The sequence below is a fragment of the Flavobacterium olei genome (assembly GCF_039749035.1).
Classification (GTDB): Bacteria; Bacteroidota; Bacteroidia; order Flavobacteriales; family Flavobacteriaceae; genus Flavobacterium; species Flavobacterium olei.
In genome coordinates this window covers 51550-65682 of the sequence record NZ_JBDKWC010000005.1, presented here as the reverse complement: position 1 = coordinate 65682, position 14133 = coordinate 51550, and the positions used below count along the sequence as shown (strand labels likewise).

14 protein-coding genes, 1 tRNA gene and 1 pseudogene are annotated in these 14133 nt (G+C 34.4%); 7 read left to right on the top strand and 9 right to left on the bottom strand.

What is annotated here, in order from left to right; all coding sequences use genetic code 11:
- Positions 1-409 precede the first annotated feature (409 nt).
- From ABEB31_RS14235 to ABEB31_RS14195, 9 genes are all read right to left on the bottom strand, one after another.
- Positions 410-1633 (bottom strand): sterol desaturase family protein, encoded by a 1224-nt coding sequence (locus ABEB31_RS14235; RefSeq protein ID WP_347052299.1) that lies wholly within the window; start codon positions 1631-1633, stop codon positions 410-412.
- A gap of 125 nt (positions 1634-1758) precedes the next feature.
- Positions 1759-3045 (bottom strand): Glu/Leu/Phe/Val family dehydrogenase, encoded by a 1287-nt coding sequence (locus tag ABEB31_RS14230; protein ID WP_347052298.1) that lies wholly within the window; start codon positions 3043-3045, stop codon positions 1759-1761.
- Between the two features lie 430 nt (positions 3046-3475).
- Entirely contained in the window at positions 3476-4330 is an 855-nt protein-coding gene (locus ABEB31_RS14225; RefSeq protein WP_347052297.1) for an EamA family transporter, read from the bottom strand.
- Positions 4331-4657: 327 nt separating this feature from the next.
- A complete protein-coding gene (locus tag ABEB31_RS14220) occupies positions 4658-6121 on the bottom strand; it encodes a magnesium chelatase (protein WP_347052296.1) in 1464 nt (487 codons plus the stop codon).
- 151 nt (positions 6122-6272) lie between these two features.
- The gene (locus ABEB31_RS14215; RefSeq protein WP_347052295.1) at positions 6273-7391 is read right to left on the bottom strand and encodes a vWA domain-containing protein; all 1119 of its coding nucleotides are present in this window, start codon (positions 7389-7391) and stop codon (positions 6273-6275) included.
- 106 nt (positions 7392-7497) lie between these two features.
- Positions 7498-7878: a YchJ family protein gene (locus ABEB31_RS14210; RefSeq protein ID WP_347052294.1), complete on the bottom strand. Its 381-nt coding sequence runs from the start codon at positions 7876-7878 to the stop codon at positions 7498-7500.
- A complete protein-coding gene (locus ABEB31_RS14205; RefSeq protein WP_347052293.1) occupies positions 7868-8101 on the bottom strand; it encodes a hypothetical protein in 234 nt (77 codons plus the stop codon). The genes ABEB31_RS14210 and ABEB31_RS14205 overlap by 11 nt, the downstream gene beginning before the upstream one ends.
- A 91-nt stretch (positions 8102-8192) precedes the next feature.
- On the bottom strand, positions 8193-8339 hold the full coding sequence (locus ABEB31_RS14200; protein ID WP_347052292.1) for a hypothetical protein: 147 nt from the start codon (positions 8337-8339) through the stop codon (positions 8193-8195).
- Positions 8339-8893, bottom strand: coding sequence for a hypothetical protein (locus ABEB31_RS14195; protein ID WP_347052291.1), 555 nt, complete (start codon positions 8891-8893; stop codon positions 8339-8341). The genes ABEB31_RS14200 and ABEB31_RS14195 overlap by 1 nt, the downstream gene beginning before the upstream one ends.
- An 85-nt stretch (positions 8894-8978) precedes the next feature.
- Between ABEB31_RS14195 and ABEB31_RS14190 the strand changes: the two genes are divergently transcribed.
- The 7 genes and pseudogenes from ABEB31_RS14190 (at position 8979) to ABEB31_RS14160 (ending at position 13951) form a co-directional block, all read left to right on the top strand.
- On the top strand, positions 8979-9227 hold the full coding sequence (locus tag ABEB31_RS14190; RefSeq protein WP_347052290.1) for a hypothetical protein: 249 nt from the start codon (positions 8979-8981) through the stop codon (positions 9225-9227).
- Positions 9228-9421: 194 nt separating this feature from the next.
- Positions 9422-9862 carry a KTSC domain-containing protein gene (locus tag ABEB31_RS14185; protein WP_347052289.1) on the top strand — a complete coding sequence of 147 codons (441 nt, stop codon included), beginning with the start codon at positions 9422-9424 and terminating at the stop codon, positions 9860-9862.
- A 258-nt stretch (positions 9863-10120) separates the two neighbouring features.
- Positions 10121-10885, top strand: coding sequence for a DUF4369 domain-containing protein (locus ABEB31_RS14180; RefSeq protein WP_347052288.1), 765 nt, complete (start codon positions 10121-10123; stop codon positions 10883-10885).
- An 18-nt stretch (positions 10886-10903) separates the two neighbouring features.
- A pseudogene (locus ABEB31_RS14175) lies at positions 10904-11290 on the top strand (TlpA family protein disulfide reductase); the annotation flags it as partial.
- 186 nt (positions 11291-11476) lie between these two features.
- Positions 11477-11557 (top strand) — tRNA-Tyr (locus ABEB31_RS14170).
- A 292-nt stretch (positions 11558-11849) separates the two neighbouring features.
- Positions 11850-13157 carry a site-specific integrase gene (locus tag ABEB31_RS14165; RefSeq protein WP_347052287.1) on the top strand — a complete coding sequence of 436 codons (1308 nt, stop codon included), beginning with the start codon at positions 11850-11852 and terminating at the stop codon, positions 13155-13157.
- Between the two features lie 182 nt (positions 13158-13339).
- Positions 13340-13951 carry a hypothetical protein gene (locus ABEB31_RS14160; RefSeq protein ID WP_347052286.1) on the top strand — a complete coding sequence of 204 codons (612 nt, stop codon included), beginning with the start codon at positions 13340-13342 and terminating at the stop codon, positions 13949-13951.
- Positions 13952-14133: the final 182 nt, after the last annotated feature.

The following is a 14133-nucleotide window of genomic DNA, read 5'->3' as shown; positions in this document are numbered from 1 at the left end:
GCTGAGATGCTAAGATTCTGAGTTTTTTCGCCACGAATTCACGAATTATTTTTTCTATCCATCCGTGTCATTATCAGTGCATATTTCACGAAGTATGTTGCATAAAATTAGTGTAATTATCAGCCTCAAATTGACAAATTAAACCAATTCTATCTACATAGATTTTAAAATAATTCGTGAATTCGTGGCGGAAAAAATTATTATGATTAGCCACGAATTCACGAATTTATATTTAACCTAAAATTCGTGTAATTATCAGCCTCGAATTGACAATTTAAACTATTCTTATCTGCATAGATTTTAATATAATTCGTGAATTCGTGGCGGAAAAAAATATTATGATTAGCCACGAATTCACGAATTTATATTTATATAAAATTCGTGTAATTATCATTCGTGGCGGAAAAAATTATTCAGAAGTCTCCACTTGCAAAACAACATTTTGATAACGTTTACTCAACGAAAACAATTGCTCCGCAAAAATCATCACGACAAGCGGGACAAAGAAAAATATCATCAAATCTTCTTCATACAAAAAGTACGTTGTAATCATAAAAATGCGGGTATATTCTAAATAGTAAATCCATTTTCGCTGTTCTAATAAAGCGCCGCAATTGATTAATGTTATTATAATTAAAGAAAGAACAAACACTTTATCGTACACTTCTAAAAAACCAAAATAATACGTAAAAGCCGTTAAAAGCAATGTAGAAATCCCCAATTGAATATATAAGTAGTTTTTAAAACGAAGTCTTTGATTCGGACACGCTTTATCCTGAAGAAAACGCTTTTCTAGAATCGGGCGAATATCCTGATCCATATCGGCCGGACTTCCAAAAACAGCTTTACATTTGGCCTTAAATCCTTTGGAACGTTTCATTAATTCGTAAATTTCGAAATAATAATGAAAATGCTGCCACAAAAAACTATAGCTTTTCAGCGGATGTGTTAATCCGTATTTTGGTTTTTCTTCTTCTGTTTGAAAAGTGCCGAATAGACGATCCCAAAATGTAAACATATCGCCATAATTTTTGTCCAGATATTTTTTGTCGGAAGCGTGATGAACGCCGTGTACTGATGGCGTTACCAAAACATATTCAAGCCATTTTATCTTTCCAATTAATTGTGTATGAGTAAAAAATGAATAAGCGCCGTGTACAATAAGCATCGTAATTACCATTGACGGATGAAATCCAATAAATGGCAAAATGCACCAGAATCCCGTTCTTATTACAGCCTGAAAAGTAGTAATTCTAGCCGCTACCGTAAAATTGAATTCTTCGCTGTGATGATGTACAATATGTGCTGCCCAGAAAAAATTAACTTCGTGGCCGAGTCTGTGATACCAATACCAGACAAAATCTGTGGCCAGAAGGAGTAAAAACCAGATCAGAGGATTTACAGGAATTTCGAATATCCTGTAAGTATCATAAATAAAATAATACAGTTGATAAAAGCTGGCTGCAATAAACAAATTGATCAGACGCTCTGCAATTCCGATTGAGATATTCGAAACCGAACTTTCATAATTAAATATTTCAGGCTTTTTTCTTCGTTGGGCAAGCTTATATTCTAAAAATAAAAAAAGAAAAAAGGCCGGCATAGCAAATGCCAGGAAATTTATATTTTTCATATTTTCAACATTTTACAATCTAAAATTTATATGCAGGTAATAAAAAAGACATCTTCACTGAGTACGTTTTTTTTAAGAGTAAAAAGCGTCTCAATGAAAATGATCTTCTATTAAAAACCTGATTTTTAATTTTGCTTATATTGAGGAGTTTCGACCGCAAACTCTTTTACAGACTGCGTCTCGGCTACTTTTTTCAAAGCAATAATATAAGCAGCAATACGAGGCGTTACGTTATATTTTACTGCAACTCTAAATACAGTATCAAAACCTTTTTCCAGAATATCCTCCAAACGTGTATTAATTTGATGGATCCTCCACGACTCCAAAAGCGAATTCTGAAGCCACTCGAAATAAGAAACAGTAACACCGCCGGCATTTGCTAAAATATCGGGCACAACTAATATATTTTTATCGTGTAAAATCTGATCTGCATCTGAAGAAACAGGACCATTTGCCGCTTCGATGATAATTTTTGCCTGAATATCGGCAGCATTTTTTTGTGTAATAACATCTTCTTTTGCAGCGGGAATCAACACATCTACATCCAAAAGCAATAAATCTTCATGTTTGATTGCCACAGAATTCGGATATCCTTTTATGGCTTTATTATTCAGGTTATAATATAAAATCAGTTCTGGAATATTGATACCATTTGGATTGTAAAAAGCTTCTGAAACATCACTGACCGCCACAATTTTAACTCCTTTTTCATACAGAAACAACGCAGAATGCAAACCAACATTTCCAAATCCCTGAATTGCCGCAGTAGCTCTCGCAGGTCTGATTTTTAGTTTTTGAAGTGCTAATAAACTGATAATACTTACTCCTCTTCCTGTTGCTTCTACTCTACCTAAAGATCCGCCGGAATGCAGATGTTTTCCTGTAACTACGGCATGAATCGGTTTTCCGTGCAAAAGCGAAAATTCATCCATTAACCAGCCCATTTCGTCCGGCCCAGTTCCCATGTCAGGCGCTGGAACATCTTTTTCCGGGCCAAAAATATCCGATAAGGTTTTTGTATAGGCTCTTGTAATTTTTTCTAATTCTGTTTTAGAATGTTTTTTGGGATCACAAATTATGCCGCCTTTTGCTCCACCAAACGGAATTCCGGTTACAGCAGATTTCCAGGTCATCCAGGCGGCAAGTGCTTTTACTTCGTCCAGATTAACCGCATTATCATATCGTATTCCGCCCTTCGAAGGTCCTAATGCGGTGTTGTGAATAACGCGATAACCTTCAAAATTCTGAACATTTCCGTTATCCAGAACAACAGAAAAATTAACTGTGATTTGTTTTTCGGGACGCTGTAGTTTTTGTCTTATTGACTCATCTAAATTTAAAATATCAGCAGCAATATTGAAACGATCAATCATCGATTGAAAAGGATTCTGTTTTATAATTTCTGAACTCATAATATATAGTTTTTGGATTTGGGTTATTTAATAGATTTTTAGCATTACTTTAAACTTGTATGTGACCACCACATGCAACACGGAATCTTTCTGAAACAGCAATGCATTCTACTATTTGTATTTCTATTGGTTCTCATATTTTCATTTTTAATAATTCAAAAAAAAGCCTTTCATGGTGCAATGAAAGGCTAAAAAAAAATAACTAACAAGTACTTTCTCTATTAACGCCGTTTCATAACGTGATTCATCATACAGCACATCGCAAAGCTGTATGAGAAAGACATTATTATATTTTGACTATAGTTTTTCATTGTTGAAGCAAATCTACAAAATTATATTCATAAATTCTATAGAATTAGTAGAGTTTATTTCAAAGAATTAAACAAAAGCACATAAATGATTAAAAAACAACATATTACAAGATAAAAAATTAAGATAATTGTGAAAAAACAATAAAAATAATCGCTGTTAAAGCTAAAAACAGACCTAAAATATTGATTTTAGAAAGTTTTTCTTTGAAGAAATAAGCACCAACTAAAGTTCCAAGAATTATAACTCCCATATTCATTCCCGCAAAAACAGTTGACGGATTGTCTGCGAATGCTTTGTGTGCTTTTAAATAAAATAAAATATTACTGAAATTAAAGATTCCGACCAAAGCTCCAAACAGAAGATTTTGAACTGCCAGTTTTTCTTTTTCTACCAATAATTTATACAAAACAATAAATACAGAAACCGCAAACGAAATTATAAAGACAAAAAACAAGGAAGTTGTATAAGGAACAACGGTATATAAAGCGATTTTTTTGAAAAGTATATCAATGATTCCGAAACCAGATAAAACCGCTGCCGGATAAATCCATTTGTTCTCGTTATTATCGGTTTGTTTTCTAAGTATGAACAAAAGTGCTGTAAAACCAATTATAATTCCAATTGTTTTATAGGTATTAAATTCTTCGCCAAACAATAACCAGGCAGCTAAAATCGGAATAAAAAGGGAAAGCCTTTGCGCGGCGTCTGTTTTGGCGATTCCCATATATTTTATAGAAAAAGCCAGAAAAAGGAAAACAACCGGAAGCAGAATTCCGACCGCAGTATAGATATTCCAGGGCGCATGATGATCCAATTCCTGAAGTTCTGGACTAAACGTGAAATAACAAAGTGCAATTGCTACAACATAATTAAAGGAAATAATCTGTGACGGATTGCTATTGTACTTTCGGGCAATTTTGAAAATTACGCCGACAATTACACTGCATAGAATACTTAAAAGAAGAAATAACATAAATTGACTTTTGGATTGTAAAAGTAAAGTATTCGAAGAGAAAATGATTCAGCCGGTTTTAAAAAAGAAGATAGACCAGATTATTTTTAATGACTAAGTATTTTTCAACACATAGTATCATAGTTTTTCTTTGTGTATCAAAAGGCTTTCACTTGCTTAAATAAACATAGCGATTGGCAATTTCTCTTATGTTTGTCTTTGTTTGAGAAACTAGTTCTTTCAATTAGCTTTCTGAAAATCAAAAAATATGATGTCTCTATGTGTATAAAAAAATAAACCCGACAAGTTTAAAAACCTGTCGGGTTTAATAATTTATAATTATTAAGTTTAAAACTTACTGATATAACTTCCGTAAATATCCCTAAACTGATTTCCTTTTGCGAATCTGTCTTTGCTAAGTTTTTTATATTCTACTAATCCCCAAAGCACAAACTCTTTCACGAAATATTCATCTTCCGGCGCTAGTTGGGGCTGATATTTTTTCAGTAAAACATCCAAAGGCGCCACTTCATCCAAAATGCTTTTGTAATCCGCATCTGAGGCATCATCTAACAATTCGAAACCGCTTTCCGCGAAAAACCATTCTACAATATCAGAATATGGTGTTTTCTCGTCCGGCTTTTCTAATTTTTCGATTTTAGGAAAATATTCCGGAAATAAAGTCCTGATGGCAGATCCAATTAAACTTTCCGCAACAACGTCTGCTCCCTCCTGCTCTCCTTCGTAAACCAACTCTACTTTTCCTGTAATAGCAGGAATGATTCCAACAAAATCAGATAAACGCAAAGTAGTTTTCTCTACTCCGGAAAGTAAAGCACGACGCTCGGCTGTACTAATTAAGTTTTCGAAAGCGGTAATACTCATTCTGGCACTTACACCACTTTTATTATCGATATATTCGCTTTCACGAGCTTCAAAACTAATTTGCTCTAAAATATCTCTCGCCAAACCTGGCACATAAACCAAATCGGTCTGATTTTGGTCTAACTTAGATTCCTGTTCTGTAATAGTTCTTGCAATTTGAATATTTTCCGGATAATGTGTTAAAATCTGAGAACCAATTCTGTCTTTTAAAGGCGTTACAATGCTTCCGCGATTGGTATAATCTTCCGGATTGGCTGTAAATACAAACTGCATATCCAAAGGCATTCTTAATTTGAACCCACGAATCTGGATATCGCCTTCCTGAAGGATATTAAATAATGCTACCTGAATTCTTGCCTGTAAATCGGGTAATTCGTTGATAACGAAAATACAGCGATTGGCCCTTGGAATCATTCCGAAATGAATGACGCGATCATCAGCATACGATAATTTTAAATTTGCTGCTTTAATAGGATCGACGTCTCCAATTAAATCGGCAACCGTTACATCTGGCGTGGCAAGTTTTTCAAAGAAACGCTCGCTTCTGTGCAACCATGAAATGGGTGTTTGATAACCTAGTTCTGCAATCAAATCTTTCGCATAACGAGAAATCGGATTAAAAGGATCGTCATTAATTTCTGAGCCTTCTATGTACGGAATGTATTCGTCTAATAATTCTATCATTTTACGCGCCAAACGTGTTTTTGCCTGTCCGCGAAGTCCGAGTAAATTAATATTATGACGAGAAAGAATCGCACGTTCCAGTTCCGGAATTACGGTATTTTCAAAACCGTGAACACCTTCAAAAACAGGTTTCCCCGATCTGATTTTTTCGCGCAGGTTTTCTCTTAATTCGTCTTTGATAGATTTGGTTTTGTATCCGGCATCTTGTAATTCGCCTAATGTTTTTATGTCAAGTATGTTCATTTGTATATTCTGATATCGGTTTATATATTTTTTTTAAGGTAATAAGGTTCAGAGTTGCAAAGCGACAAAGATTTTCCTGGATTGCGCTAAGCGAAACTGTGGAAAGCACGGAGAAAAACTTTGTGCCTTTGTTCCTCAGAACCTTACTGCCTTATTTAATTCTCTTTTTTCGATTCGTTTCATAGTCTTCAAAAATCATTTCGCCCAAACCTTTGAGTCCGGTGTAAAATGCTTTTCCCTGATTGGCTTCTGTAAACTGATTGACAAATCGCTGTAAATAAGGATCCTGAGCAATCATAAAAGTAGTAATCGGAATATGTAGTTTTCTGGCCTGTTGTGCCTGTGTATAACATTTGTCGACGATATATTCATCCAGGCCGTTGCTGTTCATATAGTACGAACCATCGCGTTCACGAACACAGCTTGGTTTTCCGTCGGTAATCATAAAGATTTGTTTGTTGGTATTTCGTTTTCTTCGCAAAATATCCATCGCCAATTGCAAACCAGCTACCGTATTAGTGTGATACGGACCAACTTGTAAATAAGGCAGATCTTTAATTGGAATTGTCCAGGCATCGTTCCCGAAAACTAAAATATCCAAAGTATCTTTTGGATAACGCGTTGTAATTAATTCGGCCAACGCCATTGCCACTTTTTTTGCTGGTGTAATTCGGTCTTCGCCGTACAAAATCATACTATGGCTGATGTCAATCATCAAAACCGTACTCATTTGTGCTTTGTACTGCGTTTCTTCTACAACCAAATCGTTTTCGGTGAGCATAAAACTTTCCACTCCGTTGTTTATTTGCGCGTTTCGAAGACTTTCTGTCAAGGAAATCCTTTCTAAACCATCTCCAAAAGTAAATTCGCGGAATTCTCCGGTATGTTCATCACCATTTCCGGCGTGCTTTGTTTTATGATTTCCGCTTCCGGAACGTTTTAAATTCCCGAAAATCTGGTCTAAAGCCTGTTGTCTTATTGCACGTTCTGTTTTGGCTGTAATTCCTAAACCTGAACTTCCATCGCCTTTCACTTCATCTTTAATATACCCTTTCTTCTTAAGGTCTTCAATAAAATCGTCGATCGTATAGTTCTCGTCGGTAAGTTTATATTCGATATCCAGTTCCCGAAGCCAGCTGATTGCTTCATCAAAATCACCTGAAGTATGGGTGATTAACTCTTTAAAAATCGTAAAAAGTTTGTCGAACGGAGACTGAAAAGGAGCTTCGTAAGTCTTAAAATAAAAGCCTTTTTTAAATTCATTTTTCATAATTCTAAAATTACATCTTTTTAGAATTATGAAAAAAGAATCGTTTATTAATTTTTAGTTAAAATATTTAAATAAAATAAGACACTAACAGTGTTAAATCTCACAATTATTCAAACTTTCCGTCAAGATAAAACCACGCACCATTTTCAAATTTAAAAGTTGAAAACTCATAGTGGATTTGGGGTTGGTTGTTGTAATCTAAAAAATGCGCTCTAAATTCAACCGTATTTTCTGCAGAACTCAGTATTTCGAGCTTTTGCCATTTGTTAGAAACAGCCCATTTTAAAATTTCAGCTTTCGAATAATATTTTCTTTCCGATCTATAAGTCGTTTCCAACAAATAGTCAGCATTGTGAGTGGCGTAAGCAGAATATCGGGAACGCATTAGCGCTAATGCAGAAGGTGCTTTTTGTTGACTGCTTAAATATAATTTACAGCAGTTTTCAAATAACAATCCGGTATCGCAAAAGCATTTTTTACTTTCCATCAACTCCTTCTTCTCCATTAATCTTTACATGAAGCTGATTTAATAAAACCTGATAACGGCTTATTTCTCTCAGTTCTTCATCTTCTTCGGCGAAGTCCAGCATTTCGTCCAGTGTTTCGCTTACTTCCAATAATTTATTATTGGCTTCTCTTTGGTTTTCGGCAGCAATTAAATCGATGATTTCCTGTACGCTAGCTTTTAAAGTTTCAAATTTTGTATTCATTGTTTTTTTGTTTTGTTTCTCCCGAAGCTTTGGGATCAGATTTCAGGTAACGTACATTAACTTAAACGTTAAACCTTACACTTGAAACTAATTAGTCTTCGTTCTTACTCTCGTTAAACTCCTTTATAATTTCTTTTAATTTTTCTTTGCGTGCTATTTCGGCTTGCTTAACTTTTGCCTGGGCTTTATGCAATTTATCATTGTGCTTTTTGATATTTCGTTCGTTATTGCGTCCCATTATATGTCTCTTTTAATTTGTTCTAATGTTTTTTCTGTAAAAATTAATTGGTCAATGATTTGTTTTCGTAAATCATTAATATCATCAAAATCGAAATGTTTTGCCCATGAAGTTAGCTGTTGCATATTCCGAATCTGTTTCAGTCTTTTCGTCGTTTCAAAACTCGTTCTTAAAACCGCTTTCCCATCATATTCCGGATTTCGCTTATGCTGATAATTGGCCAGATTATTTTGATAGTCTGCTTCAATATAGTACAGTTTTTCCTCGGCGTTATCGGGATAAAATTCATCCCACTTTGCAAATCCGATTTTAGTTTTTGATTCTCCCGAAGCTTCAGAATCGCGCTCTGGTGCTATAAGTCGCCATTTGCTGTTGGCAAGTCTCCCCCAGTGATTTGAGACACGGTACATTCCTTCTTCTGTATAATAGTAAGAACTTCCTGCCTTGCTTTCAAATTGTTTCTTTAATCCTTCAATTTTATTTGCCGGCACTTCCTTAAATATACAAAATGTGTTCTTAAAAGAATTAGGATGTGGCTTAAAGTTTTTTTGCATGTGCAAATATACTCAGATTGTGTTGAACTCCCTAAAACAAACATTAAATGCTTATCTTTGCCTTGTAATTTTAAATCAGCAAATCATGTCTAAAGATATGGAACAAAAAATGCCGCAAAAAGGAGTTTTTACCGGTATTATAGAAAAAGACGAAAACAATAATTATTTCTGTGGCGAATATCTTTTGGATTATAAAATGGTTCAGTCCAACTTTAAAGAAGGAGACTGGATTACTATTAAGTCTATAATTGAAAACCCAAGCGACATCAGCTATAAAAAATATCCAAAGAAATCTAAGAATTTTGATAAGGCAAATCATAAGCCCGAACAATAGATTCTTTTTGTTTCTACCGAAGGCTGGGATAATGTTTCAGGTTTTTCGGGACCTTAAACTGAAACTTTTACTTCAAATATTTTTTCTTGTCAAAACTGAAAAGTTAAAAAAAAGTGTACCTTTGCAAAAAATTTGTCGATTTGAACTAATTAATATCGATTTCAAACTAATAGACAAGTAGTTACCTTTTATTTATGAAAAAAATAGTTGAATACCGCAAGTTACTAAACGTAGAGAAAACTGTAGAGCTAAAAGATTTAAAGACAATTTATCGCAATGCGATGAAAGAATCTCATCCTGATAAATTTGTGGGAGATGACGCTGGTTTAAAAGAAGCAGAAGAAAAAAGTAAAACCATTATCGAGGCTTACCATTTCTTAGTAAGTATTCACCCTGATACGATTAAACTTAACTTACCTGAGTACACAGAAACAATTTCTACTTGTACGATTACAGATTATAAGTTTGTTGAAGGCCGTTTAATTATTGATTTTTCTAACGGAAGTGTTTACGAATATATCAGCGTTCCTAAAGCAACTTACGTGAAAATGGTAAATGCAGATTCTCCTGGAAGATTTGCAAAAAGACACATCTTAAACTCTTTTACCTGGAGAAAGAAAACAAATCAAGAATAGATTACAGCACTATATTTATTAAAAGCACTCTTATTACAGAGTGCTTTTTTTATGTGTAAAATTTACAAAACTGAAAAATTAGAACTAAAATAAGTTTGTAATTAGCAGTTTTAAATCAAATTATCCAGCCAAAGTCATTGATTACAGGGGTTTTAACATCAAAAAAACTATAACAAAATTTTAGGTTACAAAATTCTGTAAGTTTTATATTTTTAGATACTTTTGTTGCACAATCAATTAACTAATTAATTTTTTATAATGAAAAAAATACTTTTTGTACTTACAGCTTCTGTAGCTATCATTTCTTGCAGTAAAGTTAAAGATGGAGAATACCTAATTACAGGTACTGCTACAGGGATTGAAAATGGAAAAACGATTATCTTACAAGGTCAGGACCCTGCTACAAAAATGCCTGTTTCTCTTGATACAGTAAAAGTTGAAAACGGAAAATTTGAAATTAAAGGAAAAGTAACAGAACCGGCTTTTCACGCATTGATCTTACAAGGTGCTAATGGTCCAATCCCGTTAATCCTTGAGACAGGTGAAATTAAAGTTGCCATTGACAAAGATAGTATTCATAAATCTAAAGTTTCCGGAACTTATAACAATGATGAGTATGTAACTTTCATGGAAGATATTACTAAAACTCAAAAAAATCTGATTGATTTTCAGAAAAACAATAATCAAAAAATGCAACAGGCTCAACAAGCTCAGGATACAGCCGTTATCAATAACTTGATGAAACAATACACGGAGATCCAAAAAGAAGTACAGGAGAAAAGTAAAACTAAATACTTTACTTATGTAGAAAGTCATCCAAAATCTTATATTTCAGCTATTATTCTTCAAAATTTAATGAATGATCCCGAAGCAGATCTGAAGAAGCTGGAAACTATTTATAACTCTTTTGATGACTCTGTAAAAAATACTACTCCCGGTAAAGAAATCAAAACCAGATTAGGTCAGGCAAAAATGCCATCAGTTGGTGCTTCAGCAGCTCCGGCAGTAGGAACTGGTAAATGAAGAGCAGATTTTTCAGCACCTAATCCGCAAGGAAAAGTAGTTTCATTAAAAGAAAGTCTGGGTAAAGTTACAATTGTAGATTTCTGGGCTTCATGGTGTGGACCTTGCCGAAAAGAAAATCCAAACGTTGTAGCACTTTACAAAGAACTACATTCAAAAGGCTTAAATATCATTGGAGTGTCTCTGGATAAGGATGCTGCAAAATGGAAAGAAGCGATTGCAAAAGATGGTTTAACCTGGACACAGGTTTCTAATTTAAAATTTTGGGATGAACCAATTGCAAAACAATACAATGTTGAATCGATTCCTGCTACTTTTATTCTTGATGCATCAGGAAAAGTAGTAGCTCAGGACTTAAGAGGTCCGGAATTGAAAGCAAAAATCCTGAAACTTCTTGCAAAATAATCTTACATTTTAAAATAAACCAAAAAAATCTCCCTAGTGGAGATTTTTTTATTTTATTCAATTCCAATGAATTAAAAAATAACTTTAAAATAACTTAAAATTAAGTTCATTTTTTGTTTGCAAACATGAAAAACGTTCCTATATTTGCAACCGCTTAGAACAACAAAGCGCAACAAAGCTGAGATCGGGGAGATACTCAAGCGGCCAACGAGGGCAGACTGTAAATCTGCTGTGTGAACTTCGCAGGTTCGAATCCTGCTCTCCCCACAAAAAGGGTAAAAGAAGCGAAAACGAAGGTTTTTCAATCTTTTCAAAAGCCCGCAAAAAACGTGGTAAGACCTGCAAATCCAATGGATTCGCAGGTTTTTTGCTTTTACGGCATTTTTCAAATTTTTTAAAAGCGCCCAAAACTTCTGTGGCAGAATCGTGGCAGTTTGGTCTGCCGGGCAAACTGCCACAGAATTTGGGTTGATCCCTTATTAACACAGGGGTTAAGGAGGTTAACGACTTGTATTTTACACGCCATAATTCTACATTTATTAACCTAAAACATTGAATTATGTTAGAAAGCAGCTTTGGGTTGGTTTTCTTCCTGAAAACCACCAGTAATGACAACAAGATTAAAACAGTCTACTTCAGGATTACCGTAGACGGTATTCCAAAGGAATCTTCTACCAAGCGTAAATGGGATCCTTCTAGGTGGGACCAGAAAATGGAAAGAGCAGTCGGCAGCAAGGAAGATGCAAAGTCGCTGAACTTCTTTTTGGATTCATTGACCTTGAAGATTAATGAAATCAAAACAGAAATGATGTACAGCCGAAAATCCATCACAACCGAAAAAGTGATGGATCAGGTCCTGGGAAAAAATGCGCCAAAGGTGAAAGTACTTGAAGAATTCCAAAAGCACAACGATGAGATGGAAGCGCTGCTTGGAAAAGGGTATGCAAAAGGTACCCTTGACCGTTTTACCATTACGAAAAACCACCTTACATCCTTTATTAAATTTAAATTTAAAAAGGACGATCATGAATTTGAAGATTTGAATCTGGAGTTTGTTAAGGATTTTGAATTTTATCTTAGAACAGTCCGGAAATGCAGCAATAACACAACGCTGAAATACATTGCCAACTTTAAGAAAATTGTTATCCGGGCCATTGATAAGGAAATCATACATAAAGACCCATTTAAAAACTTTAAGGGGCGCAAAACAAAATTGGTAAAGAAACCTATTACCACACAGGAACTATATGAACTGGAAAGACATTATTTTACGACAGACAGGCTCGATGTTGTAAGGGATGTATTTGTATTTCAATGTTACACAGGACTCGCCTACATTGACGCTTATCAATTAAAGAAAAGTGATATTAAGAAAGGCATTGACGGCAATCTCTGGATAATGGCTGAAAGACAGAAAACCAATTCTTCATTTAATGTTCCTCTGCTTCCTCAGGCACTAAAAATAATTGAAAAGTATAAAGACCACCCGCTCTGTGTTCAGCGCGGCACTGTACTGCCTGTTTCTTCCAATCAGAAAATGAACGAGTATCTGAAAGAAGTTGCAAACCTTTGTGGTTTTCCTTTTACACTCAACACACATATGGCCCGCCGAACTTTCGGAAGCACGGTAACTCTCAATAACAATGTTCCAATTAATGTCGTAAAGGAACTTCTTGGACATTCATCGGTCAAGCAGACCGAAGCATATGCTATTACAGAGCAGGCAACTATCGGACGCGAAATGTCAATACTTAATAAAAAACTCAACAAGAAAAAGCCTCAAATGTCCGAATCCGATATTTCAGTTTTAAAAAGACTGGAAAAAGAGATTGAAACCATTAAGAAAAAATATGACATTTCATTATAAACGATTTTTTATACTAAAACAAGACATAAAAAACCGCCGATAAATTATATTGGCGGTTAAAATTATGATACGAAATGATTGGATTAAATTTTCTACATTAGCAAAACATACATTCAAATTTAATCTGCTAAAAAGGCATCGGTAGTCAGATTAATATTTTTTAAGTTGCCAAGTTATAACTAATGGATTTAGGAATTTTCAAGGATTTTTGGGATGGAAATCCAAACCATCTTCCCTTTTTGAGTTTGGTAGAATTACCTGGCGACGAAACACAAAGTTTCAACTTACAATTAAGTATTTCAAAATTAGAAGCTATACTTCAATCCAATTCGGAACAAGAAATCAAGCAAGGCATAAAATTACTTTTAGACCAGGAAGACTGGAGGTTCCACCTTGTAGCATCTGTTTCATTCTTATTAATTAAAGAATCAAGAAGAGGAGATTTATTTGATTTAATATGGGAAAGACTTTCCAAGGGTTCATGGGTTTCTCCACAATTATTGGTAGTACTTTCCATGTCTGATAAATCCTTTATTTTTAAGGGCGAAAAAATATTGGCCGAAGGGTTTCATATAAATTATCCAAAACTCTCAGCTGTTGATCATCATGTTTCCAGAGGAGGTTTGCCAGCAACGATTTCAGAAAAAAAAATCATAGCAGCAACCAATTATTTAATCAATGATATAATTGAAGACAATGAAGATAATGATTACGGAGGCTCTTTAGCACAACACTGGGAAGAAAAACTGTATGAGTTGATTATAAAAAATAAGCTTAGGCTTGCGATTTTTTAATACATGCTAATTTTTTAAAACTTAATTTTTTATCAAAGGTTATCTATTCAGAGGAAGATACCCTCTTTTTATATAATTTAATTTCACTTTTTACTAAAGGATGGTATGAAGGTTTATACTTGATATAACCATACAACTGCAGCTGTTTAAAGTATTTATGATATGTCGGCAGGGTACTTACA

Bases quoted from the DNA above. Each gene is read 5' to 3' on its own strand.
- ABEB31_RS14180 (WP_347052288.1), top strand. From the start codon at position 10,121: ATGAAAAAAATACTTTTTGTACTTACAGCTTCTGTAGCTATCATTTCT.
- ABEB31_RS14165 (WP_347052287.1), top strand. From the start codon at position 11,850: ATGTTAGAAAGCAGCTTTGGGTTGGTTTTCTTCCTGAAAACCACCAGT.
- ABEB31_RS14230 (WP_347052298.1), bottom strand. From the start codon at position 3,045: ATGAGTTCAGAAATTATAAAACAGAATCCTTTTCAATCGATGATTGAT.
- ABEB31_RS14195 (WP_347052291.1), bottom strand. From the start codon at position 8,893: ATGCAAAAAAACTTTAAGCCACATCCTAATTCTTTTAAGAACACATTT.
- ABEB31_RS14185 (WP_347052289.1), top strand. From the start codon at position 9,422: ATGAAAAAAATAGTTGAATACCGCAAGTTACTAAACGTAGAGAAAACT.
- ABEB31_RS14160 (WP_347052286.1), top strand. From the start codon at position 13,340: ATGGATTTAGGAATTTTCAAGGATTTTTGGGATGGAAATCCAAACCAT.
- ABEB31_RS14220 (WP_347052296.1), bottom strand. From the start codon at position 6,121: ATGAACATACTTGACATAAAAACATTAGGCGAATTACAAGATGCCGGA.
- ABEB31_RS14205 (WP_347052293.1), bottom strand. From the start codon at position 8,101: ATGAATACAAAATTTGAAACTTTAAAAGCTAGCGTACAGGAAATCATC.
- ABEB31_RS14210 (WP_347052294.1), bottom strand. From the start codon at position 7,878: ATGGAAAGTAAAAAATGCTTTTGCGATACCGGATTGTTATTTGAAAAC.
- ABEB31_RS14200 (WP_347052292.1), bottom strand. From the start codon at position 8,339: ATGGGACGCAATAACGAACGAAATATCAAAAAGCACAATGATAAATTG.
- ABEB31_RS14190 (WP_347052290.1), top strand. From the start codon at position 8,979: ATGTCTAAAGATATGGAACAAAAAATGCCGCAAAAAGGAGTTTTTACC.
- ABEB31_RS14225 (WP_347052297.1), bottom strand. From the start codon at position 4,330: ATGTTATTTCTTCTTTTAAGTATTCTATGCAGTGTAATTGTCGGCGTA.
- ABEB31_RS14235 (WP_347052299.1), bottom strand. From the start codon at position 1,633: ATGAAAAATATAAATTTCCTGGCATTTGCTATGCCGGCCTTTTTTCTT.
- ABEB31_RS14215 (WP_347052295.1), bottom strand. From the start codon at position 7,391: ATGAAAAATGAATTTAAAAAAGGCTTTTATTTTAAGACTTACGAAGCT.